Genomic DNA, 25,366 nt, shown 5'->3' with positions numbered 1-25,366 from the left:
ATCCGTCAGCCAGCGACTTGTTTCGTTTCCGGCAGCGCTGCGGGTTCAAAAGTCTGACCTTTGATCGCAGCCGGAGTGGATTGGGGCCCGCTGGCGACACCGTAAGGCGCAAGCGGGGTGCAGACGACGGAATTGAGCGCCTTGGCGATATCGATGCCTTCCTTGCCGCCGCCGCCATTGGCGTCGATATGCATCATGTCGCGCATGCAGAGCTTGTTGGGTTCCACGCAGCGGTTGAGGATGGCATTGTAGAGTTCCGGGTCGACCGAGGCGAAATATTGCACCGGCTCACGCTCGGAAGGCTTGGCGAATTCCAGATATTCCTGCCGGCCGAAGCCCTTGCCGCCTTCTTTCACCTTGGCAACCCATTGCTCGAAGCCCTGCTGGCTGAGGCCATGGAACTTGAAGCGCATGTGCGAGAAGCCGGGGCCGGAGAAGTTGGCCGAGATGCCGTCATAGACACCTTCCTTGTTGATGACCGCGTGCAGCTTGGTCTGCATGCCGCCCATGGCGTAGATCTGGCCGGCAAGTGCCGGAACAAAGAAGGAGTTCATCGCGGTCGTGCCGGTGATCTTGAAATTGATCGGAACATCGACCGGCGCGGCGAATTCATTGACGCTGCCGATGCCGAGTTCGGGATAGAAGAACAGCCACTTCCAGTCCATGGCCACCACTTCGACCGTGATCGGCTTGATATCGGCGGTCACCTGACGGTTCTCGTCGATCCGCTCCAGCGGGCGGTAGGGGTCGAGGCGGTGGGTGGAAATCCAGGTCACCGTGCCGAGCATCAGGATGATGGCGACGGGAGCCGACCAGATCACCATTTCAAGGCGTGTGGAATGGTGCCACTCGGGATCGTAATCTTCGGCCTTCGCAGATTCGCGGTACTTCCAGGCGAAGAACAGCGTCAGGACGATGACCGGGACGATGATCAGCAGCATCAAGACCGTGGACGTGATGATAAGATCGCGCTGCTGGATGGCGACGTCGCCCGAGGGGTTCATGACGACGAGGTTGCAGCCGCTGAGCAACAGCAGGGCCGGGATTGCCAGAAGGGCGGACGGGATTTTTTTGATCATGCGCACGTTCTTTGAACTCGTACAGTTTGGATTATGCCGCGAATAATTGCCGAACATCATTTTTCAAATGAGGTATATTGTCGCGGTGCAGCGAAACCTTCGCGATGCACCATGTACCGGGCAGAGCTGCGTTTGAAGGCGGAGCGGCTGCATTATCGCATGGTCGACCGGCTGGGCAAGCCTTTCTTGCCAAACTTCAATTGACGTTACGTAGGGTGCGTGTGACAATCCGTCGCATCGTAACGCAACGGAAGAGGAGCCCGCGCGTTACAGGAAATGGTTCGTCCATGACGCAGGAGGGATATTATGAGTTATACCAATGCTGCTCCATCCTTTGGGCAGGCGCCGGAGGCAAACGGGGCTGGCCCCACGAGCGTCGATCCGGATCGCATCACGATTGCGGTCATTCTTGCAAGAATGACTGAATTCTTTGACTTTTTTATCTATGCCATCGCCTCCGCGCTCGTTTTCCCGCATGTCTTCTTTTCCTTCGTCGACCCGCTGACGGCCACGCTTTATTCCTTCGCGGTGTTCTCGCTTGCCTTTATAGCAAGGCCGATCGGCTCGCTGATCTTCCTCCAGCTCGACCGCAGGTTCGGCCGGGCCGTCAAGCTGATGGCAGCGCTTTTCACACTCTGTGGTTCCACCATGGCGATCAGCTTTCTTCCGTCCTATGCGGAAGCGGGCATGCTTGCGCCCTGTCTTCTGGCCGTGTTCCGCATCGGTCAGGGCCTTGGGCTCGGCGGCGCCTGGGACGGTCTCGTTTCTCTCCTCGCCATGAATGCACCGCCGAAGCAGCGCGGCTGGTACGCCATGATGCCGCAGATCGGTGCGGCCATGGGTTTCGGTCTCGCCAGCGCCTTCTTCATCGTTTTCGTCACGCAGCTTTCCAATGCGGAATTCCTCGCCTGGGGCTGGCGTTTCCCCTTCTTCGTGGCGCTGGCGCTCAATGTACTGGCGCTCTTTGCCCGCCTGCGCATGATTGTGACGCCGGAATTCCAGGCCATGCTGGAACAGCATGAGCTGGAGCCGCGCCCGATGTTCAAGATGCTGCGCTCGCAGTTCCCCGTCGTCGTCACCGGTGCCTTCGTGCCGCTGGCAAGCTTCGCGCTCTTCCATCTCGTCACGGTCTTCCCGCTGAGCTGGGTCTCCCTCAACACCAGCCAGCGCGTTTCGGACTTCCTGTTCGTGCAGTTCGTCAGCGCCATCATCGCCGGCGGCATGATCGTGGTATCGGGCATTCTGGCCGACCGGATCGGCCGGCGAAAGCTTCTGGCTGTCGCAGCGGTGCTCATCGGCCTCTTCAGCCTCGTTGCTCCGGTTCTTCTGAGTTCGGGTGATATCGGCCGCTATCTGTTCGTGCTGATCGGTTTCTCGCTACTTGGCCTGTCTTTCGGCCAGGCGGGCGGAGCGCTCGCATCCCGCTTCAGCCGGGAATACCGCTATACCGGCGCGTCGCTCACCTCGGATATTTCCTGGTTGATCGGCGCCGGTTTCGCACCGCTGGTCGCACTCGGATTTTCGTCCAAATTCGGACTGTTCGCAGTCGGGATTTACCTGATGTCGGGTGCGCTTTGCACGCTGGTTGCGCTCTGGTTCAGCCGCACGCTGGATATGCCCTCGGAGTGATCTGGGCAATTTAACAATCCTTGCAGCTATCGCGCCGCGGAATCCTGTCGGATTTCGCGGCGTTTTTGTTTTTTTATTGCGTCTGGCCGATTTTAATCTTGACTCGGCCGGTCACCAAATATTATGTAAGCAATACTGACATAATTCAGTGTGTCTCACCGCCGGAAAGCCGGCCTTCAGGGAACGCGATGCGAACGACGACGATCATTATTTGCGAGAAAGCGGCCATTGCCGCCACGCCGTTTGGCGGCCGCAAAACGACCGTTCGCGCCATTAAACGCCGATAAGCAGAAGAATAGGAGCAGCCAGGTCGCCTGCGGCTCCGCCCGCAGAGTGCCGGCTGCCGCGCCGGGTTTCGGGAAAAGAGGGCGATGCCGCGCGAAATGCGCAACGAGAGGAGAGTGCCTTGAGTGTGACGGAGCAAAAATTCGGCCTTTACGATGCGGCTTTTGAGAAAAGCAGCTGTGGCGTCGGTTTCATCACCCGCAAGGATGGCGTGCAGACGCATGATGTGCTGAAGCGCGGCCATGAAGCGCTCTGTGCCGTGCCGCATCGCGGTGGTATGTCGGCGGAAGGCGTGGGTGATGGCGCCGGTGTTTCGCTGGATCTGTCGCTCTCCTTCTTCAGGACCTTGACCGGTGACGAAGGTTTGCAGGCCGGCCGGTTTGGCGTCGGCAATTTCTTTCTGCCGCAGAACGTCGCTTTTCACGATCAGGCGGTTGCCATCATCGGCGACGCATTGCAGGAGCAGGGCTTTTCGGTCCTCCTCGTCCGCGATGCGCCGGTGAATGACGCGGCCATCCGTCCCGCCGCCATCCCCTATCAGTTGCCGATCCGGCAATGGGTTTTCGCTGCCCCGGCCGAATGTGCAAGCCTTGTCGAATTCGACTGGCGCATCCACAAGGCGCTGCTCGCCATCGAGGCGCTTGCCTATACCGTGCCGGACCTTGCAGGCTTTTATCCGCTGTCGCTCAGCGCGCGGACACAGGTTCTGAAAGGGCGCCTGAACTCGCATGAGGTCATGCCCTATTTCTGCGACCTTACCGACCCGCGTCATGAAGTGCATACGATGTATTTCCACACGCGGTTCTCCACCAATACCGATCCGCACCCTTCCATGGCGCAGCCCTTCCGCCTGATGGCGCATAATGGCGAGCTCAATACAGACAAGAAGAACCGCCTGTCGGAAGCGGCCGTGGCGCTGGCGAAGAATGCCAGCATCATCCGGCCGAAGGGCCAGTCGGATAGCTGCCGTCTGGACCAGACCTTGCAGGCGCGGGTGATGGAGGACGGGCTCGACCTCGTGACCGCCGTGGTTTCCATGATGCCGCCGGCATGGGAAAACGACGACACGCTGTCGCCGGGCGTGAAGGCGATGTTGGAATATTTCTCGCTCTATGAGGAGAAGAATGACGGCCCGGCCGCACTGATCTTCGGCGACGGCACCATCATCGGCGCGCGTCTTGACCGCCTCGGTCTGCGCCCGCTACGCACGGTCGAGACGGAGGATTATCTCTGTGTCATGTCGGAAGCGGGGCAGATAGCCTTTCCCGCAGAAATAGTCATCCGCCGCGGCCGTATCGAGGCGGGCGGCATGCTCTATTACGATCACGCCGAACGGCGCGCTTTTTCCACCGTTGAGGCACTGGAGCTTCTCGCCTCGCGGCGGGACTATCCGTCGCTGCTGTCCGAAGCGCGAGTCATGCTGGAAGATTTGCCGGAAGTGCTGGCGGAAAAGCAGGGCTCGCCGCTGCGTTACAATGGTGATCTGGAACGGCACCAGCGTTACGTCGCCTACTCGCACAATCAGGAAAGCTTCAAGTTCCTGATGGACCCGATGCTGGCCTCCGGCGCGGAAAAAATATCGGCGATGGGTTATGGCAATGCCATCAACGCGCTTTCCGATCAGGAAGGTGGGGTCGCCAAATATTTCTCGCAGCGTTTCGCGCAGGTCACCAACCCGCCGCTTGACAGTATTCGCGAGGCCGATGGCATGACGCTGCGGGTGGCTCTCGGCGCCAAGCCGAACAGCGGTGCGAAGAAGGCCCGCCAGATCGTCGTGCGGTCGCCCATCCTGACCCACCTCGATATGCTGCGCATTCGCGAACAGCCCGAGACGCCGGTTCGCCGTTTCGAAATGCTCTATACGCCAGTCTTCGATGTTGCGGAGGCCAATGAAGCGGCCTTGCGGCAGGCTATCGACGGTCTCTGCGACGAGGTCGTCGCTTTCGCGGCTGACGAAGGCGGCATTGCCGTCGTCACCGACCGGCACGTTTCGGCCGGCCGTGCGGCTCTGCCGATGATCATGGTCGTTTCCGCCATCAATCAGCGGCTGATCGAGGAAGGCCTGCGGCTGCGTGTTTCCCTGATCGTCGAAAGCGGGCAGTTTTCCTCCTCGCATCACATCGCAGCCGGCCTGGGCTTCGGCGCTTCGGCGATCTATCCGCTCGGCGTGCAGTTCCGCGCCGAGGAGAAGTTCGGCGCCGAGGCCGACAAGGCCTTCAAGCGCTTCGCCAAGGCGGCAGAAAAGTCGCTGATGAAGACCATGGGCAAGGTTGGCCTGTGCACGGCGGAAAGCTACATCGGTGGTGAGTTCTTCGAGCCGAATTTCCTCGATACCGACGATCCGGTGCTGAAGCGTTATTTCCCGAATGTGAAGACCCCGGTTGGTGGCGTCAATTTCACCGTCATCGCCCAGGCGGTGGCGGACTGGCACCGCAAGGCGCTGTCCGTGAAGGGTGAAAACGACATTCCGCTGCTGGGTCTCTTCAAGGAGCGTGCCGAAGGTGCGGGCCATTCCTATGGCACGACGGCGGTTCGCGGTTTCGTGGACATGACGGAGGAAAAGATCGGTTTCGATGAGGGGACCGAAAACGAGGAGGCACTGCGCCTGCTGCCGCTCAACCGGCTGGAAGATGCCTTCGGTCTTAACGATGCTGCCTATTATCACAACAGCTTCGACCGGCTGACTCCGGAAGCGATCGATAAATTCGAGGTGACGCCCGGCTATCGCGCCTTCGCCCGCATGATGGCGGAAGAAAGGGCGCGCCGCCCTGCCGCCCTGCGCGATGTTCTGGAGCTGCCGGCGGACGTGACGTTCGCGGGGTCGGCGGAAGAATTCCGCCGGGAAATGGGCCGTTTTTCCCGGCAGGGCAATAACAGCTTCATGGTGCGCGGATTGCGCTGCGAAGAGGCTCAAGAAGGTACGTTCCGGCTGCAATTGACCGGCTCGCACGGCCACGAACTTGCCCGCCTTGCGGCGCTTGGCCAGTCACTGCTCGACCGTTTTGGTGACGATATCGCCGGCCATTGGCTGGAAGGCGGCGCGCTGCTGGTTCAGGCCAGGGGTGAGGCCTCCGCCTATCTGTCGCTGATCCGCACCGCGCCACAGAGCATTCCGCTCGACACGGTGCAGAAGGCAAGCAAGATCACCAGGACGCTTGCATCGGGCGCCATGAGCCATGGCGCGCTGGTCGCCGCTGCCCATGAGGCGGTGGCGCATGGCACCAACATGGTCGGTGGCATGTCGAATTCGGGTGAGGGCGGCGAGCATATTTCCCGTTACGGCACCATCCGTGCTTCCCGCATCAAGCAGTTCGCCTCGGGCCGCTTCGGTGTATGGGCCGGTTATCTTGCCGATCCGATGCTGGAAGAGATCGAGATCAAGATCGGCCAGGGCGCAAAGCCGGGCGAGGGCGGGCAGCTGCCATCTCCCAAGGTGACGGTGGAAATCGCCGCCGCGCGTGGTGGCACGCCCGGCGTAGAGCTCGTCTCGCCACCGCCGCATCACGATACTTATTCGATCGAGGATCTGGCCCAGCTCATCCATGACGCCAAGGCGGCGCGCGTGCGCGTCATCGTCAAGCTCGTCTCGTCGGAGGGTATCGGCACGATCGCGGTCGGTGTCGCCAAGGCGGGTGCGGATGTCATCAATGTCGCCGGGAATACCGGCGGCACGGGGGCTGCTGCCGTCACCAGCCTCAAATATACCGGCCGTGCTGCGGAAATCGGTATCGCGGAAGTGCATCAGGCGCTGTGCGCCACTGGCCTGCGCGCCAAGGTGCTGCTGCGCTGCTCCGGCGCGCACCAGACGGCGAGCGATGTGGTGAAATCGGCTCTTCTCGGCGGCGACAGCTTCGAATTCGGCACCACGGCGCTGATGATGCTGAAATGCGTCATGGCGAAGAACTGCAACATCAAGTGCCCGGCCGGTCTCACCACCAATCAGGAAGCCTTCAACGGTGACCCGCGCGCGCTGGCGCAATATCTCATGAATATCGCCCACGAAACGCGTGAAATTCTGGCCGCACTCGGGCTGCGCTCGTTGCGGGAGGCACGCGGCCGTTCCGATCTTCTTCACCTCCTCGATCATCCGGCGAGCGTCGGCCAGCTTGACCTCCGGGCAATGCTTGCCGTGGTCGAAGAGGTGAAGATCGACAGTCCTGTCTACATGGAAAAGGATTTCGCGCTGGACGATGCCTTCATCGAACTCGTGCGTTCGGCGCTGGTCGACAGCAAGCGGGAAAGCATCGAGCTTGGCGGCAACCGTTTCCTCAACAATTGCAACAAGAGCGTTGGCGGCCAGCTCGCCGTCGATATTGAACGCATGCTGAACTATGAGCTTTCCGACGAAGAGGTGGATGCGCTGCCGGCGGTGAAGCGGGACAGCCGTGGCCGCCGGTTCCTGGAAGCGGGGTCGGTGCGCATCGACACATCCGGTTCGGCAGGACAGTCTTTCGGCGCTTTCTGCAATGACGGCATGGTCATGGTCCATACCGGCACCTGCAATGACGGCGTCGGCAAAAGCGCCTGCGGCGGCACCATCGTCGTGCGCTCTCCCGGCGGCGGTTCGCAAGAGGCGGGCGGCAATGTGCTGGTCGGCAATTTTGCGCTGTTCGGCGCCACCGGCGGCCGCACCTTTGTGGAAGGTCAGGCGGGTGACCGTTTCGCAGTGCGTAACTCGGGCGCCACCGCCGTGGTCGAAGGTGTGGGTGACTTCGCCTGCGAATATATGACCAATGGCGCAGTCTTGAACCTCGGCAGTTTCGGCAAGGGTTTCGGCAACGGCATGAGCGGCGGTTTCGTCTACCAATATGATCCCTATGGCGATCTGCCGAAGAAGGTCAGTCATGATTCGATCCTGCTCGGCTCGATCACGGGTGAGGATGAACAGGCCGCGATCCATAATCAGGCCGTTCATCAGCTTCTGAGCTGGCATGTGGCGGAAACCGGCTCGGCCAAGGCGGCATGGCTTCTGGAAAACTGGGAGAGCGAACAGCACAATTTCGTCTACGGCATGCCGCGCGCCCTGCTACTCTATCAGGACAGCGACGAAATTCTGAAGGCTAAGCCCCGCAAGGAACTTCTGGAAGAACTGGCCTCCGCGCTTGCCGCTCATCAGCTGCGCAAGTTCAAGCTCGCCTATCGCGATCGCAAGTCCGTGTTGAACGGAACGGTGCCGGGTTATGGCGAGACGGACACGGAGGACATGTATGCGCTCATCAACAACTACACGGTGTTGAGCATGGCGCAGGCGATTGCCCTTCAGCGGCTGCCGATTGCGTCAGGCCCTTCCGATCCGGCAATCGAAAAAGCCGTGCGCAATCTCATCCTCACGGAAGACTACGCATTGATGCAGCGTCTGTTGAAATATGCGCGTGAGGCGCTTTCCGATCATGACGACGAACAGCTTGCGGTGATGATCGCCGCCAAGCGCCTCGATGATTACAAGCAGGCGCTGGCGCGACGCAACATCTGGTCGGTGGACAGCCCCGGCACCTATGGCTGGATCATCCAGCAGAACCGGAAAAACATCGAGAAGATCGGCCGCCTGCCGGGCTTCGAGGAGCTTTTCGCGGCCCGTGCCATTCCGGACCTCGCCACCGTATCCAGCCAGAACAGGGCAGCATGATGAAGATACCTTACATACCCGAAGATGCGCCCTTCAATGGCGACCAGCGCGCCTGGCTTGCCGGCTTTCTGGCCGGGCTGCATTCCCGCGTCGCCATCGGCATGGAGGCATCCGTTGCCGCCGCCACTCCCAAAGCGGCGGCCAGCGTGCTCAACATCCTGTTCGGCACCCAGACCGGTAATGCCGAGGCTCTGGCAATGGATATCGCCGCCGCTGCCCGGGCGCAGGGCATGCAGCCGGTGGTGGCCGCACTGGACGATGTTTCCATGGATAGTCTTGGCTCCATGAAGCGGGTCATTGTCGTCACCTCGACCTATGGTGAAGGCGAAATGCCCGATAATGCCCAGCTTTTCTGGGAGGCGCTTGCAGCTGACGGCGCGCCACGGCTGGATGAGATGAATTTCGCCGTGCTTGCGCTTGGTGACACCGGTTATGATGGTTTCTGCCAGGCGGGCAAGCTCATCGACACGCGCTTCGAGCAACTCGGCGGCAAACGCATGAAGACGCGTATCGATTGCGATATCGATTTTGAAGATGCGGCCGCCGCGTGGATTGGTGAGACCCTGCCGCTTGCCCTTGCGGTCGATGGCGGCAAGGCGGCCGTTGTCACCATGCCGGACATCGCCGAGCCGCCCGCGCGGGCAAAACCGGGCTGGAACCGCAAGAACCCCTATTCGGCCGCGGTGAGCGTCAATCGCCGCCTGTCCGGTCCCGGCTCGTCCAAGGAAATCCGTCACTATGAATTCGGTCTCGGCGAAAGCGGGCTCGACTATGAGGCGGGTGATGCGCTTGGCGTCGTTCCCCTTAACGACCCGAAACTGGCCGGCGCGCTGCTCGAACACTTCGGCATAGGTGCAGACAGCGAAGTCGCCGGGCTGGACCGGCCGGTTGGCGATGCGCTTCTCAACATGTACGAAATCTCGACGCCCTCGCGCGAACTGGTGGCTGAAATCGGCAAGCGTGCGGGCCATGACGAACTCGGCCACATCCTGGCGAATGGGGACAAGGAGCAGCTGGCCGCATTTCTCTGGAGCAAGGATATTCTCGACCTGCTCAATCTCGGCGGAAAGCCTCTCTTCGAGCTCGCCGAATTCATAACCTTCCTGAAGCCGCTGCAGCACCGGGCATACTCCATCTCCTCCAGTCCGCTGGTTGCGGAAAACAGCGTGCATCTGACGATCGCCAGCGTGCGGTATCGCGCCGAGGGACGTGAGCGTGGTGGCGTATGCTCCACCTATCTCGCCGATCGGGTGGAGGCAGGAGGGAATGCCGGAATTTTCGTCTCGCCGAACAAGGCATTTCGTGTGCCGCAGGACAATGAGGCGCCGATGATCATGGTGGGGCCGGGCACGGGCATCGCGCCTTTCCGGGCCTTTTTACAGGAGCGACAGGCGCGCGGCGGCAAGGGCAAAAACTGGCTGTTTTTCGGCGACCAGCACCGGCAGTCGGATTTCATCTACGAAAACGAACTTGGCGACATGAGCCGTGACGGCGTGCTGAGCCGTCTCGACCTCGCCTTCTCGCGGGATCAGGCGGAGAAGATCTATGTCCAGACCCGCATGCGGCAGAACGGCAAGGCGCTCTATCAATGGCTTGAAGAGGGTGGTTATTTCTACGTCTGCGGTGATGCGACCCGTATGGCAAAGGATGTCGACGATGCCCTGCACGGCATCATCAGCGATGAGGCGGGCATCTCCGCCGAAGCCGCAAGCGATTATGTGAACCGGCTGAAGCGCGAAAAACGCTATCTGCGCGACGTCTATTAGTCTTCGATAGGGGAGATCGCCTCTGATACGCCGATTGCCTCAGCAATTGGTGCAGGCGGTCTCCACATCACGCTGCTTGAAGAAATAATCCCGGCTGATGGTGATCGACTTTGTCCCGGATGAGGCGAGATCGGGCATGAACATCAGCAGTTCATGCGGGACGGAAAGCTCGACGTGGATGAGGAAACTGTCCTGCACCAGCAGGCGGGTTGGAACCACGACTGCTGATCCCACGGCATAGGGTCTCTGGTTTTTCTCATCCCAGGACCAGGTGATTTTCGCCTGTTTTTGTGCGTCGATCTTGATGCCGCTGATCTTCAACTGAAGACCCTTGATGCTGTAGGGCGCAAAGACTGCGGCCGCGACATCCTGCATGCCAGCAAGATAGGTTTTATCGACGGAACCTGTTTTCGATATCAGGTCGTTGATGGTGGCGGATGCGGTGCTCGCCCGCTTGTAGGTATTGTAGCCGATCGTCAATTCGAAAGAGGTCAAATAAAGCGCGAGCAATATCGGGAAGATGATGGCAAATTCCACCGCCCCCACGCCCCGGCGATCTTTGGCGAAGCGTGAAACAAGCGCGATCAGACGCCGTTTGCCGTTTGTCGCAACGGATACCAGCCCGGCCATCATGAGCCCCCGCTTGTGATGTATTTCTCGTTCATGAAAGCATCGGTCGCGACGATGAGGAAATGGGAGGGCATCGATCCATCGGCCGGACGTATTTTGGTGAGATATGGGCGGATGATATCGGCGACCACGCGCCAGCGATAATAGACGCGCAACATGTTGATGGTTTCCGGTCCGCCCGGCTTGAAGCCGAATTGGGCCGTATCGAGATCGTAATATTCGCCAACGGCTTTCAGGGGTATCGCGGTCGGAATATCCTTGAAGGCGGTAAAGGAGCGAAGGTCGATATAAAGTTTCTGCTCCTTCTGAATCTCATCTGCGCAGGTGATCATCACCGCAACCTCATTGCAGAAATTCTTGCGAAAATCCTCTTTGGAGATGGCGCTGCTGATCTGTCCGGTGCGCAGGCGCCGCGCCATGGTCTCGGTGGCATTCACGACGACCTGTTCCGCCATGAGGGCGATGAAGGTCTCGATGATGGCAAAGACGACGAGGAAATACGGAATTGCGAGGATCGCGAATTCGATGGCTGCTGTCCCATCGCGCGAGAGCCCGAATTTTTCCAGCAATGGCTTCAGTCTGGCCAGTCGCATGAGGTGGTGTCGATCTCTAAGAAATGTAGCAAGCGCAACCGTTAATTTTGTTGCGGACCATAACCACCCGATGTTTAGATTCAGTTACTTCGCCGAACTACACTTTAATGATTTCCGAATTTGATACGCTGCATGAAAAAGCCCGGCACTTGGCCGGGCTCTTGTCGAATATAAAGGGCGGTTTATTCCGCGTCAGCCTTGGACAGAACCTCGAGCGTGGGTGTCGAGGTGATATTATAACCGCAATCCACGTAGTGGCACTCGCCCGTTACACCGCGTGACAGGCTGGACAGGAGGTAGAGTGCCGATCCGCCGATATCGTCGATATCCGCCGTCCGCCGCAGCGGCGCGTTTTTCTGGTTCCATGCGTAGATCGCGCGCGCATCCGAAATGCCGGCACCCGCGAGCGTGCGGACCGGGCCGGCCGAGATGGCATTGACGCGAATATCGCGCGGGCCGTAATCGGCGGCAAGATAACGAACCGACGCCTCAAGAGCTGCCTTGGCGACGCCCATGACGTTGTAGTTCGGGATGACGCGCTGCGAACCATTATAGGTCAGCGTCAGCATGGAACCGCCATTGGTCATCAGTTCAGCCGCGCGCTTGGCGATTTCCGTGAAGGAGAAACAGGAAATGACCATGGTGCGGCTGAAGTTGTCACGCGTCGTGTCGGCGTAGAGGCCCTTCAGCTCGTTCTTGTCGGAAAAGCCAATAGCGTGCACGACGAAATCCAGCGAGCCCCATTTTTCGCGGATCGTCGCAAACAGCGCGTCCACGGAAGCAATATCCTCGACATCGCAAGGTACGATGAAGTCGGAGCCCAGTTCCGCGGCGAGCGGTTTCACGCGCTTGCCAAGCGCTTCACCCTGATAGGTGAAGGCAAGTTCTGCGCCCTGTGCCGCAAGTGCCTTGGAAATGCCCCAGGCGATGGAATGATTGTTTGCGACGCCCATGATGAGGCCGCGCTTACCTTGCATGATGCCGTTCATGGGCAATTATCCGTTATGACGCTGGAAGACGAGCGTGGCGTTGGTGCCGCCGAAGCCGAAGGAATTGGAAAGGATGGTGTCGATCTTGGCATTGTCGATACGGCTGCGAACGATCGGGACGCCTGCAAATTCCGGATCGAGTTCGGAAATATGCGCGCTTTCGCCGATGAAGCGTTCCTGCATCATCAACAGGCCGTAGATCGATTCCTGCACGCCGGCCGCACCCAGCGAATGGCCGGTGAGCGATTTGGTCGACTGGATATGGGGAATCCTGTCGCCGAAGACTTCGCGGATCGCGCCGATTTCCTTGCTGTCGCCAACCGGTGTCGAGGTGCCGTGGGTGTTGATGTAGTCGATGTCACCCTTGACGGTGGAAAGCGCCTGCCGCATGCAGCGGATCGCGCCTTCACCTGAAGGAGCCACCATGTCGTAACCGTCCGAGGTTGCGCCGTAGCCGACGATCTCGGCGTAAATCTTGGCGCCGCGCGCCTTGGCATGCTCCAGCTCTTCAAGAACCAGAACGCCCGCACCGCCAGCGATCACAAAACCGTCGCGGTTGACGTCATAGGCGCGCGACGCGAGGCTGGGCGTTTCATTGTATTTGGACGACATTGCGCCCATGGCGTCGAAGAGGTTGGACATCGACCAGTCGAGATCCTCGTGGCCGCCTGCAAACATCACATCCTGCTTGCCCCACTGGATCATCTCGGCGGCGTTGCCGATGCAATGCGCCGAGGTGGAGCAGGCCGACGAGATCGAATAGTTGACGCCGTGAATTTTGAACCAGGTCGCGAGCGTGGCCGAGGCGGTGGAAGACATGGCCTTCGGCACGGCGAAGGGGCCGATGCGCTTCGGGCTGTTGTTCTTGAGCGTGATATCGGCAGCTTCAACGATGGTGCGGGTGGAAGGACCGCCCGAACCCATGATGATGCCGGTGCGCTCATTGCCGCTGATATCGCTCTCTTCGAGACCGGAATCGGCGATCGCCTGCTTCATGGCCACATGGTTCCACGCGCCGCCCTGCGACAGGAAGCGCATGGCGCGGCGGTCGACCAGATCGGTCGGGTCGAGAGAGGGCTTGCCCCAGACCTGGCATTTGAAGCCGTGTTCGGCAAAATCCGGCGAAAATGAAATGCCGGATCTGGCTTCGCGCAGCGACGCGGTGACTTCAGCGGCATCACCGCCGATGGAAGAAACAATACCGAGGCCGGTGACAACAACTCGTCTCATGAAAGGGACCTTTTCTTAAGATTTCGGCTGGACGACCGAAGCCGCCCGGCGTTTGTCTGAACTATTTCCGTCTGTGTCAGGCGGTCTTTTCCTTGGACAGGCCGACCCGAAGGTCCGACGCCTGATAAATGGTTTCGCCATCCGCCTTCAGCCAGCCATCGGCAGTTCCAAGCACCAGACGGCCACGCATCACGCGCTTGAAATCAATACCATACTGAAGCAGCTTGGTGTGAGGGCGGACCATGCCCTTGAACTTCACTTCGCCGGTGGAAAGCGCCATGCCGCGGCCTTCTTCGCCCAGCCAGCCGAGGAAGAAACCGGTCAGCTGCCACATGCCGTCAAGGCCGAGGCAGCCCGGCATGATCGGATTGCCCTGGAAATGGCAGGGGAAATACCAGTCATCGGGGCTGACATCGTATTCGGCGCGGATGAAGCCCTTGTCGAAGGCGCCGCCGGTTTCGGAAATTTCGGTGATCCGGTGAACCATGAGCATGGGGGGCAATGGGAGCTGAGCATTTCCAGGGCCGAACAATTCGCCGCGACCGCAGGAAAGAATCTCCTCGTAATTGTAACTTGATTGCCTCGTTGCCATACCGCTTTCACTTCCCCAATCACTGGTGTTGAACGACTTCACTAGAGCAAGTTAGGTTCAAAATGAAGCGCTGCAAGGGCAGAGGCCGCTCCGGCCCCATTCTTTGTCTTCAGAACCTTCTTTGCAGAAGTCATTACCTCAATATGCCGTCCGCATACAGGAACCATCCGGCAGGAACCAGAGGAAATTTGCAGGAATGGCTGGTTTGCAGCCATTTGCGACACTCTGCGGCGCTGAAACTATTGAAAGCATTCCCTGCAAAAGATATATGCTATTGCAATTGACGGGTTTCATACCTCTGTTTGGAATGGGATTGCATGGCATTTGACGCCACATTGGATATCGGAACGAGGCTGCGGCGCTCTGGGCTGCGGCCCACGCGCCAGCGCGTTGCTTTGGGCGATCTTCTTTTCGCAAAGGGTGATCGGCACCTGACGGTCGAGGAACTGCATGACGAGGCGGTTACCGCCGGCGTGCCTGTTTCTCTCGCCACGGTCTACAACACGCTGCACCAGTTTACCGAGGCCGGTCTGATCCGCGTTCTCGCCGTGGAAGGTGCCCGCACCTATTTCGATACGAACGTCTCGGATCACCACCACTTCTTCGTGGAAGGTGAGAACGAGGTTCTCGATATCCCCATCAACAATCTCCAGATCGACAATCTGCCGGAAGCGCCAGAGGGCATGGAAATCGCCCATGTGGACGTGGTCATCCGCCTTCGCCGTAAGCGCGGTTGAAGTTCTAGTCTGATAACGGATGTGAAAATGGCGCCCATGGGCGCCATTTCTGTTTTCAGCGGTCATTTCCATGTCACTTCATGACGTCTTCCGGCCGCCTGCCGGGCTTGGCCTTGTAGGGCGGGAAAGTCCAGCCGAAGATCAGCGCGCCCGACCGCACGCAGAGGGCTGTCAGGAAACCCGCCGCTGATGCGGCATAAAGCGGTGCGCCGAGGAAATAGACGACAATAAAGGTGGAAGAGCCCAGAAGCGCGCAGGTGATGTAAATCTCCGGCCGCAGCAGAACGGAAGGTTCGCCTGCGAGAATATCACGCAGCACGCCACCGAATGTTGCTGTCAGAACGCCGGTGACGATGGCGACGGTTGCCGAGCCGCTCGCGGCAAGGCCCTTGGCCGCTCCCATGACGCAATAGGCGGAAAGGCCGAGCGCATCGAGCCAGATCAATACCCGATAACGGGATTCGAAAAGATGCGCGGTAAAGAACAGCAGAACCGCGACCGAGACGCAGACGAGAATATAGGTGGGATTTATCACCCAGAAGACCGGCGTTCTGCCCAGCACGAGATCGCGCACGGTGCCGCCGCCAATGCCGGTCGCGGCCGCGAAGAACAGGAAGCCGATCAGGTCGAGCTGCTTGCGCGAGGCGGCCAATGCGCCGGTTGCGGCAAAGACGGCGACACCGGCATAATCGAGAAAACCCAGAAGCGTCATGAAAAGGTTCCCCCCGAAACACGGGCTGCGAACACGTCAGTGTCGCGCAAGCACTAAACTCTAGGCTGGCCGCCCGGATGATCGCAACATCCATAACCGAAACGGATGCAAAGGAAAATGCCGTGCGAATCGCTCTCGTTGCCGCTCTTCAGGCGTTGGTTCTCTTGATGTTTCCAGCGGCGCTCTCGGCCCAGCAGCAGTTGGTGAGCGACCCCGAGATTTACGAGAAGGATCATTTCCGCAACGAGTGCAAGGTGGCGGCTTTCGGCGATGATTTCGTCACGCGGCTGGATATCAACAATGACGGCCTGATGGACGCCGTCGTCAATCACGGCGTTCTGGATTGCGACGGCGAAAAGGGCCGCAGCTGCGATGACGAAGGATGCCCCTATAATTTCTACGTCCAGGTGAAAGAGGGCGGTTATCTGATGATCGCGACGGCCCGGATTTACGGTTATGAGTTCATCAAGCGGTTCGGCAACATGGTTTTTGTGTTGAAGATGCATCCGCGTTATTGCGAGCGTACCGACAAGGAACCCTGCCTGATGACGGTCAGGGTCCGCGGCACGAAATTCGTCACGATATCACGAAAGTGACGGCGACAACGGTCAGGGTGCAATCCGCCGGATTTTGACACGCTGATTATAGCGCTGGCGCAATGAGCGTGGAATAATGAGGGTGGCGATGGCGACGGCGAAAACCGCGCCCGCAACCACCCACAGGGCATCGGACTGGAGAGTCGCGCCGAGAATGGCGCCGCAGATCGCACCGCTCAGCATGCCGAGCCACGGAACGATCTGGATGCCCCAGTCAAGGCTCCGGTCACCGAGAAGAAAACGGCCGATGCCGCGGCCAAAGCGGGAAAGAGCGCCCGTAACATAGGTAAGGCCGATCGGCAGCCCCTCTATATGCTCCACGGCGGCATTGACCATGCCCATGGCGAAAACCACGAGGTAAAACTGCGCAAGCGCGGTAGCCTCGCCGCGCAGCAGTGCGGCAATCGCCACCAATGACCCCACGCCTAAGAGAACGGCAAAGATGCGCCGCTCAAACTTATGTGCCACCACGATGCCGCCGGCATTGCCCGCCACGAAAGCAACGATGGCGAAAAGCAGCTTCGCGGCGTGGGAATAGAGACCCGCCTGTGCCGAGACGGCGGCGCGGGTGGTGTTGCCGGTCATGAAAGATACGAAGTCGCCTGAAATATGCAGGCCCACCGCATCTGTCATGCCCGCTATGAAGGAGATGGCAGCCACCAGCGCAATTCCGGTTCCGGTGCGCCTCGCCCTGATGATGTTGCGACGTCTTTGTCTGGTCATGGGAACGCTCGATATCGAAAAACAGCGGCGCTACAGATAGGCCGTGTTATCCTATGTCTAGAATGCCGGAGGGCCGGTTTGCAATCTTTCCGGAGGTGTTCGAGCGCTTCTATTTTGTCTAGACAAATATAAAATCCCTGCCTACGATGCCTCAAATAAGGCGAAAAATAACATCGCACAAAAATAAATCAAAAGGGGTCCGGATCATGAAAAGAACGTGGGTTCTCGCCACTATTGCAGCACTTGCCTCATCCGCTTCCGCATATGCCGAAACGTCGGTGACGATCGGCATGTCCGGCTGGACGGGTTTTGCACCGCTGACGCTTGCCAAGCAGGCCGGCATTTTCGAAAAGAACGGCCTGAAGGTCGATATCAAGAAGATACCGCAAGCCAGCCGCCACCTAGCTCTCGCTTCGGGTGACATCCAGTGCGCCGCCACCACGGTGGAAACATGGATCGCCTGGAACGCCAATGGCGTGAAATCCACCCAGATTTTCCAGATGGACAAGTCGCATGGCGCCGATGGCATTGCCGTGCGTAGCGATGTTTCGAAAGTAACGGATCTCAAGGGCAAGACGGTTGCTGCGTCCGCGCCGGGCACCTCGCCTTATTTCTTCCTGGCCTGGATCCTTAAGGAAAACGGCTTGACGCTGAAGGATGTAAAGGTCGTCAACCTTGAGCCGGGACCGGCCGCACAGGCTTTCGTCGCCGGCCAGAATGATGCGGCCATGACCTATGAGCCCTATCTTTCCACCGTGCGCGCCGCCCCCGACAAGGGCAAGATCCTCGCCACGACGCTGGATTATCCCGCAGTCATGGATACCTTCGGCTGCACGCCGGACTTCCTGAAGGCCAATCCTGAGGCGGCCAAGGCTCTGGCGGACAGCTATTTCCAGGCGCTGGAACTCATCAAGGCCGATCCTGAAAAGTCCTATGCGACGATGGGCGCGGACGTGAAACAGTCCGGCGAGGCCTTTGCCGCTTCGGCAAAATTCCTCGAATGGCAGGACAAGGCCGCCAACCAGAAATTCTTCGAGGGTGAATTCAAGACATTCTCCGAAAAATCGGCGGATCTGCTTCTTGAAATCGGCGTGATAAAGTCGAAACCCGATCTTTCGACGCTCGCGGATACGTCTTTCATCAAGTGAGAGAAAGGCGGGCGCAGCCCTGCGGGGAATGTGCAGTCAGTGACCATTTTGAGAGCGTCGATTGTGTGCTCTGATGGCGCGGCGAAAGTGCCGCGCCGGTTTTCCGGACAGGCGATAGAATGCAACCTCTTCAACCCATCAAGAACGGCACGAGGATCATCCTCGGTATCCTGTTCTTCGCGCTGTTTTTTTCCGCCTGGGGCTTTGCGACGCTCGGCGGTTTCGTGTCGCCGACCTTTCTGGCCGACCCGATCACCATGCTCAAGGACGGCATTTATCTGCTGACCGATCAGGGCTTTGCCGGCGATATCGGCATGACGATCTGGCGCGTGGTGGGCGGTTTCGTGCTGGCATCGGTCGTCGCCGTGCCGCTCGGCATTGCCATGGGCGCCTATAAACCCATCGAGGCGCTGCTTGAGCCCTTCGTGTCCTTTGCGCGCTATCTTCCGGCTTCCGCTTTCGTGCCGCTGCTCATTCTCTGGGCGGGCATCGGTGAGATGCAGAAGCTGCTGGTGATCTTCATCGGCGCCGTCTTCCAGATCATCCTGATGGTGGCCGTGGCGGTTGCCGGCACGCGGCGCGATCTGGTGGAGGCCGCCTATACGCTGGGTGCGAAAGACCGCGGCGTGGTGCGCCGCGTCCTCATTCCCGCCAATGCGCCGGACATTGCCGAAATCCTTCGCCTCGTCCTTGGCTGGGCCTGGACCTATGTCATCGTCGCCGAACTGATCGGCGCGTCTTCGGGCATCGGTTATATGATCATCAACAGCCAGGCGCTGATGGCGACCGGGCAGATCATCTTTGGCATCATCGTCATCGGTGTCATCGGCCTTATCTCGGATTTCGCGTTCAAATCGCTGAACCGGAAGCTTTTCGCCTGGAGGCTTGCCTGATGAGCGAACTCGTTATCAAGGGCGTCAGCCGCACCTTTCCGGGCGTGCAGGGCGGCCAGCCGACGCTGGCCCTGCAGCCGACCAATCTGGAAATCCCACGCAATGATTTTGTCACCATCCTCGGTCCGTCAGGATGTGGAAAATCGACCTTGTTGCGCATCATAGCCGGCCTTGACCGTCCGACGACGGGCGAGGTGCTGCTGTCCGGCAAGGCGGTGACGGGGCCGGGGGCGGATCGCGGCATGGTATTCCAGTCCTATACGCTGTTTCCCTGGCTGACGATCCGGGAAAACGTTGCCTTCGGCCTGCGCGAGCGGGGCGTGGCCGAGAAGGAAAAATGGGAAATCGCCGACAGTTATATCGACAAGGTCGGCCTGCGCGGTTTCGAAAACCATTGGCCGAAACAGCTGTCCGGCGGCATGCAGCAGAGAACCGCCATCGCCCGCGCCCTGGCGAATGGTCCGAAAATCCTGTTGCTCGACGAGCCTTTCGGCGCCCTCGACAACCAGACGCGCGGGCTGATGCAGGAATTGCTGCTCGGCATATGGGAACGTGAGCAGAAGACGGTCATTTTCGTCACCCATGATATTGAAGAGGCGGTCTTCATGGCCTCGCGTGTTGTGACCATGTCCGCAAGGCCGGGCCGCATCAAGTCGATCACGCCGGTCGACCTGCCACATCCGCGGCATTACACCGTCAAGGCCAGCCCGGAGTTTTCCGAGCTGCGGGCGAAACTCACGGAGGAAATACGCAGCGAGGCGATTGCCGCCGCGGCCCATGGGTAGGTAATACGGCAAAGGGGAGGAGAGACGTATCGGGATGAGGAGCACAGGCGCCGATCTTCAGGAAAAATCGCTGCACGAGCGCATCCGTAACGATGTCGAGCGCCACATCATGTCGGGCGAATGGCCGCCGGGATATCGTATCCCCTTCGAACACGAGATGACCCGGCAATATAGCTGTTCGCGTATGACGGTGAATAAGGCGCTTGGCGAACTTGTCCAGCGCGGCCTGATTGAAAGACGCCGGCGTCTCGGCACCTTTGTTCGCCAGCCCCATGCGCAATCCGCTGTGCTGGAAATCCATGATATCGAGCGGGAGGTGCAGGCGCTCGGCCTCGTTTATGGCTACCGTCTCGATAAGCGACGGCTGCGCCCTGCGGGCAAGGACGATGGTGCGGCCATGGCGCTTGCCGCCGATGCCCCGGTTCTGGAACTCACCTGCACGCATTTTGCCGGTGGCGTTCCATTTTGCCTTGAGGAACGCATTATCAATGTCACCGCTGTTCCCGAGGCGGAAGGCACCGATTTTTCGCAGGTCGGGCCGGGAACCTGGTTGCTGAAAATGGTACCCTGGAGCGCCGCCGAACATCGTATCAGCGCCGTTTCCGCAGACCGCAAAAACGCCGCGGCGCTGGGTATAGCCTCCGGTGCGGCCTGCCTGGTCATCGATCGCCGCACCTGGCACGGGGCGGATTATATCACCAGCGTCCGGGTCACCTATCCCGGAGACCGGCACGCTCTGATGGCGCAGTTTTCGCCTTCGCAAAGCGGCTGAAGCGTCTCGGACAGTCAATTTTTTGTAAAGAAGAGTTTACGGGTCGTCTTTTGACAATATAATAGTTGTCAAAAGAACTCAGGTTTATTATCGGAACGTCGAGCTTTTATGGCGGTATCCGTTCATGGCCCCGGTTTTCAGGAACCGGTCAATCTGCGGATGAGTTCATCGACGGAAATCCGGGGATAAAAATTATGTCAGCTGAGACCTTCACTTCTTCCGTGTCCTTCAACAAGGCAAATACAACACGGCATGCCTCCCTTGCCATGGTTGCTGCCTTGCTGACAGGTTTGAGTGCCGGTGCGGTTTTTGCTCAGCCGGCCCCCGAAACCCAGATTCAATCCGCACCACAGACGGTTCAGCCCCCACAGGCGCCGGTAGCTCCCGCAATGCCGAGTGCACCAACCGCTGAGCCTTCCGCAACAGCGCAGCCATCATCGCCTCAGCCCGCGCCCGCTCAATCCGCAACGGATCCCGCGCCGGCGCCGCAGCCGGCGCAGACCGAGCAACCTGCACAGGTCAATCAGACGGTAACGCCGGGCGAAACTTCCACCCCGGTAGAACCCGTCAGTGCTGAGCCGGCCAGTGCCGAACGTCGCGCGGACATCCCGCACAACCTGTCCCCTTGGGGCATGTTCATGGCGGCGGACTGGGTTGTGAAGGGCGTGATGATCGGCCTCGCCTTTGCCTCGCTCGTCACCTGGACGGTCTGGGTGGCGAAATCGATCGAGCTTGCGGGTGCGCGGGTGCGTGCCGGTGCGACGCTCAAGGTCATTCGCAGGGCAAAAACTCTGACCGAGGCCACCGAGGCCGTCGAGAAGAAGGGTGGACCCGCCGCGCTGATGCTGCGCATGGCTACCCATGAAATGCAGCTTTCCGATGCGGTGGTCGAGCACACGGATGGCGGCGGTATCAAGGAGCGTGTTTCCTCGGCGCTGTCGCGGATCGAAACCCATGCCGGTCGCCGTATGTCGCGCGGAACGGGCGTTCTGGCGACCATCGGTTCCACCGCGCCTTTCGTCGGCCTCTTCGGCACGGTCTGGGGCATCATGAATTCCTTCATCAGCATTTCGGAATCGCAGACCACCAATCTCGCCGTCGTCGCGCCAGGCATTGCGGAAGCGCTTCTCGCAACCGCCATCGGCCTCGTCGCGGCCATTCCGGCCGTGGTCATCTACAACGTCTTCGCCCGCTCGATTACCGGATATCGCCATCTGCTGGCGGATGCAGCAGCCGGTGTGGAACGCCTCGTCAGCCGCGACCTCGATTTCCGCCGCATTCCGCCGGGCAGCGCCAGCAAACCTGCCGTGTCGCTGGTTGGACGGTGATCGGTCATGGCTGGCGGTATTCGCGACAATAGCGGAGACGATCTCTCCGAGAGCCATGAAATCAACGTCACGCCCTTTATCGACGTGATGCTGGTCCTGCTCATCATCTTCATGGTGGCCGCACCGCTGGCCACCGTCGATGTGAATGTCGATCTGCCCGCATCCACCGCCAAGCCGGCGGAGCGCCCGGAAGAGCCGCTTTATCTGACGGTCAAGGACGATCTCTCGCTCAATCTCGGCAATGATGCGGTTGCCCGCGAGGCCCTGGCGGCCGCCATTGATCGCCAGACGGGCGGCAAGAAGGATACGCGCATCTTCCTGCGGGCCGACAAGGCCGTTGATTACGGTCACTTCATGGAAATCATGAATCTTCTCAGGGATGCCGGTTATCTGAAGATCGCCCTGGTGGGACTGGAAAATGCGGCTGCGGCATCTCAGCCTGCCGGTTCCGTACAGCCTGCGGCCCAACCCTCTGACCAGCCCGCCGCGCCGGCAGGGCAGGGAACTGCGCCATGACCGAAAACGGCTACCCGCAGGCCCGCCATTCCCGCCTTGGGGAAGTGGTGCTGTGGTCTGCCGCGGCGCTGCTCATGCTGAGCGTTCATGCCGGCTTTGCCTATTATCTGATGCAGGCGCCCGAGGAACAGGATGCCGGTGGGCAGCCGCCTGCCGCGATCATGATCGAAATGGCGGCGATACCGGAGGCCATCAAAACCGAGGAGACGACGCAGGCGGATGAAGTTGAAGACACCCAGGAGGTGAAGAGCGACAGCAGTGAACCGGTGGAGGAAGCCACTCCGGAAGAGCCGCCGCCACCGGAACCGGTTGCGGAAACGCCACCGCCCGAGCCCGTGCAGCCGCCGGAACCGCCGGTCGAGGAGATCGTCGAACCGCAGGAAATTCCCGAGCCGGTGGAGCCGATCGACCCCGTTCAGGAACAGATGATGGCGGAACTCGAAAATGTCGAGGTTCCCTTGCCTGTCATGCGGCCGCCGCCACCAGTCGAAAAGAAGGTGGAAAAGAAAGAGCCCGAAGAGAAAAAGAAGGTCGAGCGCCAGAGGCCCAAACCGCAGCAGGCATCGGAATTCCGCGAAACAGCAAAGGCGGAGGCCCAGCAGTCCGACCGGACAGCGGCATCGCGCAGCAACTCCAGCTTTTTCTCGTCGTCGTCCTCTATGTCCAAGGCGGATTGGGACGCAAAAGTACGCTCAGCCATTAAAAGGCGACTGGCTCGCGCGGCTGGAAAATCCGGAATGGCCATTACTGTGTCATTCAAGATAGATAGCGGCGGATCCGTGGGCGGCGTGAGGATTCTATCGTCGACTGGTAACCCGGCGATGGACCAGAAGTTGCTGGCCGTCATACAAAAAGCGTCCGTCTCGCCGCCACCACCGGGTGTAAATCCCAGTTTTACCTTGCCGGTCCTTTTCGAGTAAGATTGGAACGGCACCAGGCCATTCCGACTTTGAAGAGGACGGGATGGTTTTCCATGTTGATTTGCGGTGACCCTATACCGCAGAGTAGGGTCACTCCGTCCCACCGCTCGCAAGCCAACAGGAATTACGAAAATCATGAAACTCTCAATCGCAGAGGCGGAGGATCTCGTATCCTCTATCTTTGAGCGCAATGGCGTTCTGCCACAAAATGCCCGTTCGGTGGCGAAGGCACTGGTCGCTTCCGAGGCGGCTGGTCAGGGAGGCCATGGATTTCGCCGCATCCCCGTTTATGTCCGCCAGGCGCGGGTCGGCAAGGTGGATGGCAAGGCGCGTCCGGTGGCGACGCGGGCGAAGCCGGGGGTGCTCTCCATCGACGCCAATCATGGCTATGCCTATCCGGCGATAGACTGCGCTCTTGAGGAATTGCCGGATATGGCCCGGCAGCAGGGCATCGCGCTTGCAGCCATCCATCGCTCCCATCATGCAGGCGTCATGGCTCTGACGGTCGAACGTTTTGCGGAAATGGGCCTTGTCGCGCTCATGTTCGCGAATGCGCCGGCCTCCATGGCTCCCTGGGGCGGCCACACGCCGCTTTATGGCACCAACCCTATCGCCTTTGCGGCGCCCATCGACGGCGCCGATCCGCTGGTCATCGATCTGGCCCTTTCAAAGGTCGCGCGCGGCAAGATCATGGCGGCACGCCAGAAGGGTGAAACCATTCCCGGCGACTGGGCGCTTGACAGAAACGGCCGACCGACGACCGATCCCGAAGAGGCGATTGCGGGAACCATGGTGCCTGCGGGCGAGGCCAAGGGCGCTGCTCTGGCGCTGATGGTGGAGATCATGGCGGCTGCGGTGACCGGTGGAAACTTCGGTTTCGAGGCCTCATCCCTTCTGGATGACAAGGGTGCGCCACCCTCCCTCGGCCACACGATCATCGCCATAGATCCCATATCATCGGGCGGTGCGGCCTTTACCGGGCGGTTGGCGCTCATTGCCGGAGAGATAGAAAAGCAGGAAAATGTGCGCCTGCCCGGTCGTCGCAGCCAGGGCGTCCGCAAACAGGCGCTGGAAAGCGGCATCATGATCGAAAGCGATATTCTGGCAGAAATTCAATCGCTCTGAAGCCGGGTCGGAATAATGAAACCCGGCGGATCGAATATGATCCGCCGGGCAAACCGTCTATGGCCGCTTTGCATTGCGTCGATAGGGCCAGACATCATGTCCGGTCCGCTTTTGGTCCGCCATCCCGCCATTGATATGGAAGGATTTTGACGCATAAAGCCGCTCATTCGGTTTTCAGCCTACGGGAAGGGGACGATTTCGCGTAAGCCTGGATATAGTCACGGCAAAGCCGGGGTGGTTTTGATCTGGCTCCCGGTTTCCGTCCGGAAATGTCAAAACCCTTTAGGCATCCCGTTCGATCAGACCGCGCAGCAGCGCGATGCTGACGGCATTCAGCAGATTGGTTGCGCCCAGCCTGTTTCGCACCCGGTCCAGAGTATCCTTCACATCGGCTTCGTCCGCGCCGGTCATCAGGGCGACGTGGGAGGGGTGTTTGCCCCGCGCCACCAGCCCCAGATAGTGCCGTTCACGATCCGAAAGAACGATTTCACGCGTCTGGCGATGTTCATGCGGCATTTTTGAAGACATTTTTTTCAGCCCCAAAAGAGATCGACCTTCCGACATGCGATCAGCTAGTAATTTCATATTCTGAAACCGGCTCTTTGGCCGCTCTGTCTCTACGCGAACAGAAACGCCAATTTCACCAACAGGTTTCATCCGGCATCAGGAGTTATGCGATAAAGGGCTGCTGC

The 25,366-nt window shown here is 59.7% G+C and carries 22 protein-coding genes; 13 read left to right on the top strand and 9 right to left on the bottom strand.

Going from position 1 to position 25,366, the window contains the following annotated elements; translation table 11 throughout:
- Positions 1-5 precede the first annotated feature (5 nt).
- Positions 6-1,079, bottom strand: a complete 1,074-nt coding sequence (gene cyoA / locus QD336_RS06985; protein WP_269341473.1) for a ubiquinol oxidase subunit II — start codon at positions 1,077-1,079, stop codon at positions 6-8.
- 306 nt (positions 1,080-1,385) lie between these two features.
- Between cyoA and QD336_RS06980 the strand changes: the two genes are divergently transcribed.
- From QD336_RS06980 to QD336_RS06970, 3 genes are all read left to right on the top strand, one after another.
- Positions 1,386-2,708, top strand: coding sequence for an MFS transporter (locus tag QD336_RS06980; protein WP_269341474.1), 1,323 nt, complete (start codon positions 1,386-1,388; stop codon positions 2,706-2,708).
- Positions 2,709-3,114: 406 nt separating this feature from the next.
- Positions 3,115-8,619, top strand: coding sequence for a glutamate synthase-related protein (locus QD336_RS06975; protein ID WP_499169972.1), 5,505 nt, complete (start codon positions 3,115-3,117; stop codon positions 8,617-8,619).
- Complete coding sequence (locus QD336_RS06970) at positions 8,616-10,385, top strand: diflavin oxidoreductase (protein WP_499169971.1); 1,770 nt, start codon at positions 8,616-8,618, stop codon at positions 10,383-10,385. Before QD336_RS06975 ends, QD336_RS06970 begins: the two co-directional genes overlap by 4 nt.
- 39 nt (positions 10,386-10,424) lie before the next feature.
- On the opposite strand, the gene QD336_RS06965 is transcribed toward QD336_RS06970, so the two are convergent.
- The 5 genes from QD336_RS06965 to fabA form a co-directional block, all read right to left on the bottom strand.
- Complete coding sequence (locus QD336_RS06965) at positions 10,425-11,018, bottom strand: TadE/TadG family type IV pilus assembly protein (protein WP_269341476.1); 594 nt, start codon at positions 11,016-11,018, stop codon at positions 10,425-10,427.
- Entirely contained in the window at positions 11,015-11,608 is a 594-nt protein-coding gene (locus tag QD336_RS06960) for a TadE/TadG family type IV pilus assembly protein (protein WP_269341477.1), read from the bottom strand. The genes QD336_RS06965 and QD336_RS06960 overlap by 4 nt, the downstream gene beginning before the upstream one ends.
- 182 nt (positions 11,609-11,790) lie before the next feature.
- A complete protein-coding gene (gene fabI / locus QD336_RS06955) occupies positions 11,791-12,597 on the bottom strand; it encodes an enoyl-ACP reductase FabI (RefSeq protein WP_065114546.1) in 807 nt (268 codons plus the stop codon).
- A 6-nt stretch (positions 12,598-12,603) separates the two neighbouring features.
- The gene (gene fabB / locus QD336_RS06950) at positions 12,604-13,827 is read right to left on the bottom strand and encodes a beta-ketoacyl-ACP synthase I (RefSeq protein ID WP_269341478.1); all 1,224 of its coding nucleotides are present in this window, start codon (positions 13,825-13,827) and stop codon (positions 12,604-12,606) included.
- Positions 13,828-13,903: 76 nt separating this feature from the next.
- The gene (fabA, locus tag QD336_RS06945; RefSeq protein WP_269341479.1) at positions 13,904-14,419 is read right to left on the bottom strand and encodes a 3-hydroxyacyl-[acyl-carrier-protein] dehydratase FabA; all 516 of its coding nucleotides are present in this window, start codon (positions 14,417-14,419) and stop codon (positions 13,904-13,906) included.
- Positions 14,420-14,736: 317 nt separating this feature from the next.
- Here fabA and irrA point away from each other — a divergent pair, with 317 nt between their 5' ends.
- Positions 14,737-15,156, top strand: coding sequence for an iron response transcriptional regulator IrrA (irrA, locus tag QD336_RS06940; protein ID WP_006309975.1), 420 nt, complete (start codon positions 14,737-14,739; stop codon positions 15,154-15,156).
- Between the two features lie 73 nt (positions 15,157-15,229).
- On the opposite strand, the gene QD336_RS06935 is transcribed toward irrA, so the two are convergent.
- Entirely contained in the window at positions 15,230-15,868 is a 639-nt protein-coding gene (locus QD336_RS06935) for a trimeric intracellular cation channel family protein (protein ID WP_269341480.1), read from the bottom strand.
- A 77-nt stretch (positions 15,869-15,945) separates the two neighbouring features.
- On the opposite strand from QD336_RS06935, the gene QD336_RS06930 reads away from it, so the two are divergent.
- Complete coding sequence (locus tag QD336_RS06930) at positions 15,946-16,464, top strand: hypothetical protein (RefSeq protein ID WP_269341481.1); 519 nt, start codon at positions 15,946-15,948, stop codon at positions 16,462-16,464.
- A 12-nt stretch (positions 16,465-16,476) separates the two neighbouring features.
- On the opposite strand, the gene QD336_RS06925 is transcribed toward QD336_RS06930, so the two are convergent.
- Positions 16,477-17,187 (bottom strand): YoaK family protein, encoded by a 711-nt coding sequence (locus tag QD336_RS06925; protein WP_499169969.1) that lies wholly within the window; start codon positions 17,185-17,187, stop codon positions 16,477-16,479.
- 206 nt (positions 17,188-17,393) lie between these two features.
- Between QD336_RS06925 and QD336_RS06920 the strand changes: the two genes are divergently transcribed.
- The 8 genes from QD336_RS06920 (at position 17,394) to QD336_RS06885 (ending at position 24,674) form a co-directional block, all read left to right on the top strand.
- A complete protein-coding gene (locus QD336_RS06920) occupies positions 17,394-18,335 on the top strand; it encodes an ABC transporter substrate-binding protein (RefSeq protein ID WP_499169968.1) in 942 nt (313 codons plus the stop codon).
- 119 nt (positions 18,336-18,454) lie between these two features.
- A complete protein-coding gene (locus QD336_RS06915) occupies positions 18,455-19,228 on the top strand; it encodes an ABC transporter permease (RefSeq protein ID WP_499169966.1) in 774 nt (257 codons plus the stop codon).
- Complete coding sequence (locus tag QD336_RS06910) at positions 19,228-20,013, top strand: ABC transporter ATP-binding protein (RefSeq protein ID WP_269341485.1); 786 nt, start codon at positions 19,228-19,230, stop codon at positions 20,011-20,013. The genes QD336_RS06915 and QD336_RS06910 overlap by 1 nt, the downstream gene beginning before the upstream one ends.
- 34 nt (positions 20,014-20,047) lie before the next feature.
- Positions 20,048-20,785 carry a histidine utilization transcriptional repressor HutC gene (gene hutC, locus QD336_RS06905; protein WP_499169965.1) on the top strand — a complete coding sequence of 246 codons (738 nt, stop codon included), beginning with the start codon at positions 20,048-20,050 and terminating at the stop codon, positions 20,783-20,785.
- Between the two features lie 194 nt (positions 20,786-20,979).
- A complete protein-coding gene (exbB, locus tag QD336_RS06900; RefSeq protein WP_499169963.1) occupies positions 20,980-22,113 on the top strand; it encodes a tonB-system energizer ExbB in 1,134 nt (377 codons plus the stop codon).
- A gap of 6 nt (positions 22,114-22,119) precedes the next feature.
- Positions 22,120-22,629 (top strand): TonB system transport protein ExbD, encoded by a 510-nt coding sequence (exbD, locus tag QD336_RS06895; protein ID WP_499169962.1) that lies wholly within the window; start codon positions 22,120-22,122, stop codon positions 22,627-22,629.
- On the top strand, positions 22,626-23,549 hold the full coding sequence (locus QD336_RS06890) for an energy transducer TonB family protein (RefSeq protein ID WP_499169961.1): 924 nt from the start codon (positions 22,626-22,628) through the stop codon (positions 23,547-23,549). Before exbD ends, QD336_RS06890 begins: the two co-directional genes overlap by 4 nt.
- 135 nt (positions 23,550-23,684) lie before the next feature.
- A complete protein-coding gene (locus QD336_RS06885) occupies positions 23,685-24,674 on the top strand; it encodes an Ldh family oxidoreductase (protein ID WP_499169959.1) in 990 nt (329 codons plus the stop codon).
- 282 nt (positions 24,675-24,956) lie between these two features.
- On the opposite strand, the gene QD336_RS06880 is transcribed toward QD336_RS06885, so the two are convergent.
- Positions 24,957-25,202 carry a transcriptional regulator gene (locus QD336_RS06880; RefSeq protein WP_331284187.1) on the bottom strand — a complete coding sequence of 82 codons (246 nt, stop codon included), beginning with the start codon at positions 25,200-25,202 and terminating at the stop codon, positions 24,957-24,959.
- Positions 25,203-25,366 lie beyond the last annotated feature (164 nt).

The sequence above is a fragment of the Rhizobium sp. BR 250 genome, from assembly GCF_047445855.1.
Classification (GTDB): domain Bacteria; phylum Pseudomonadota; class Alphaproteobacteria; order Rhizobiales; family Rhizobiaceae; genus Agrobacterium; species Agrobacterium tumefaciens_I.
Note: the sequence above shows the minus strand (reverse complement) of the source record. Positions and strands in the feature narration are given on the sequence as shown.

Coding starts and splice junctions, on each gene's coding strand:
- cyoA (WP_269341473.1), bottom strand. CDS start 1,079: ATGATCAAAAAAATCCCGTCCGCCCTTCTGGCAATCCCGGCCCTGCTG.
- QD336_RS06980 (WP_269341474.1), top strand. CDS start 1,386: ATGAGTTATACCAATGCTGCTCCATCCTTTGGGCAGGCGCCGGAGGCA.
- QD336_RS06970 (WP_499169971.1), top strand. CDS start 8,616: ATGATGAAGATACCTTACATACCCGAAGATGCGCCCTTCAATGGCGAC.
- QD336_RS06965 (WP_269341476.1), bottom strand. CDS start 11,018: ATGATGGCCGGGCTGGTATCCGTTGCGACAAACGGCAAACGGCGTCTG.
- QD336_RS06960 (WP_269341477.1), bottom strand. CDS start 11,608: ATGCGACTGGCCAGACTGAAGCCATTGCTGGAAAAATTCGGGCTCTCG.
- fabI (WP_065114546.1), bottom strand. CDS start 12,597: ATGAACGGCATCATGCAAGGTAAGCGCGGCCTCATCATGGGCGTCGCA.
- fabB (WP_269341478.1), bottom strand. CDS start 13,827: ATGAGACGAGTTGTTGTCACCGGCCTCGGTATTGTTTCTTCCATCGGC.
- fabA (WP_269341479.1), bottom strand. CDS start 14,419: ATGGCAACGAGGCAATCAAGTTACAATTACGAGGAGATTCTTTCCTGC.
- irrA (WP_006309975.1), top strand. CDS start 14,737: ATGGCATTTGACGCCACATTGGATATCGGAACGAGGCTGCGGCGCTCT.
- QD336_RS06935 (WP_269341480.1), bottom strand. CDS start 15,868: ATGACGCTTCTGGGTTTTCTCGATTATGCCGGTGTCGCCGTCTTTGCC.
- QD336_RS06930 (WP_269341481.1), top strand. CDS start 15,946: ATGATCGCAACATCCATAACCGAAACGGATGCAAAGGAAAATGCCGTG.
- QD336_RS06925 (WP_499169969.1), bottom strand. CDS start 17,187: ATGACCAGACAAAGACGTCGCAACATCATCAGGGCGAGGCGCACCGGA.
- QD336_RS06920 (WP_499169968.1), top strand. CDS start 17,394: ATGAAAAGAACGTGGGTTCTCGCCACTATTGCAGCACTTGCCTCATCC.
- QD336_RS06915 (WP_499169966.1), top strand. CDS start 18,455: ATGCAACCTCTTCAACCCATCAAGAACGGCACGAGGATCATCCTCGGT.
- QD336_RS06910 (WP_269341485.1), top strand. CDS start 19,228: ATGAGCGAACTCGTTATCAAGGGCGTCAGCCGCACCTTTCCGGGCGTG.
- hutC (WP_499169965.1), top strand. CDS start 20,048: ATGAGGAGCACAGGCGCCGATCTTCAGGAAAAATCGCTGCACGAGCGC.
- exbB (WP_499169963.1), top strand. CDS start 20,980: ATGTCAGCTGAGACCTTCACTTCTTCCGTGTCCTTCAACAAGGCAAAT.
- exbD (WP_499169962.1), top strand. CDS start 22,120: ATGGCTGGCGGTATTCGCGACAATAGCGGAGACGATCTCTCCGAGAGC.
- QD336_RS06890 (WP_499169961.1), top strand. CDS start 22,626: ATGACCGAAAACGGCTACCCGCAGGCCCGCCATTCCCGCCTTGGGGAA.
- QD336_RS06885 (WP_499169959.1), top strand. CDS start 23,685: ATGAAACTCTCAATCGCAGAGGCGGAGGATCTCGTATCCTCTATCTTT.
- QD336_RS06880 (WP_331284187.1), bottom strand. CDS start 25,202: ATGTCTTCAAAAATGCCGCATGAACATCGCCAGACGCGTGAAATCGTT.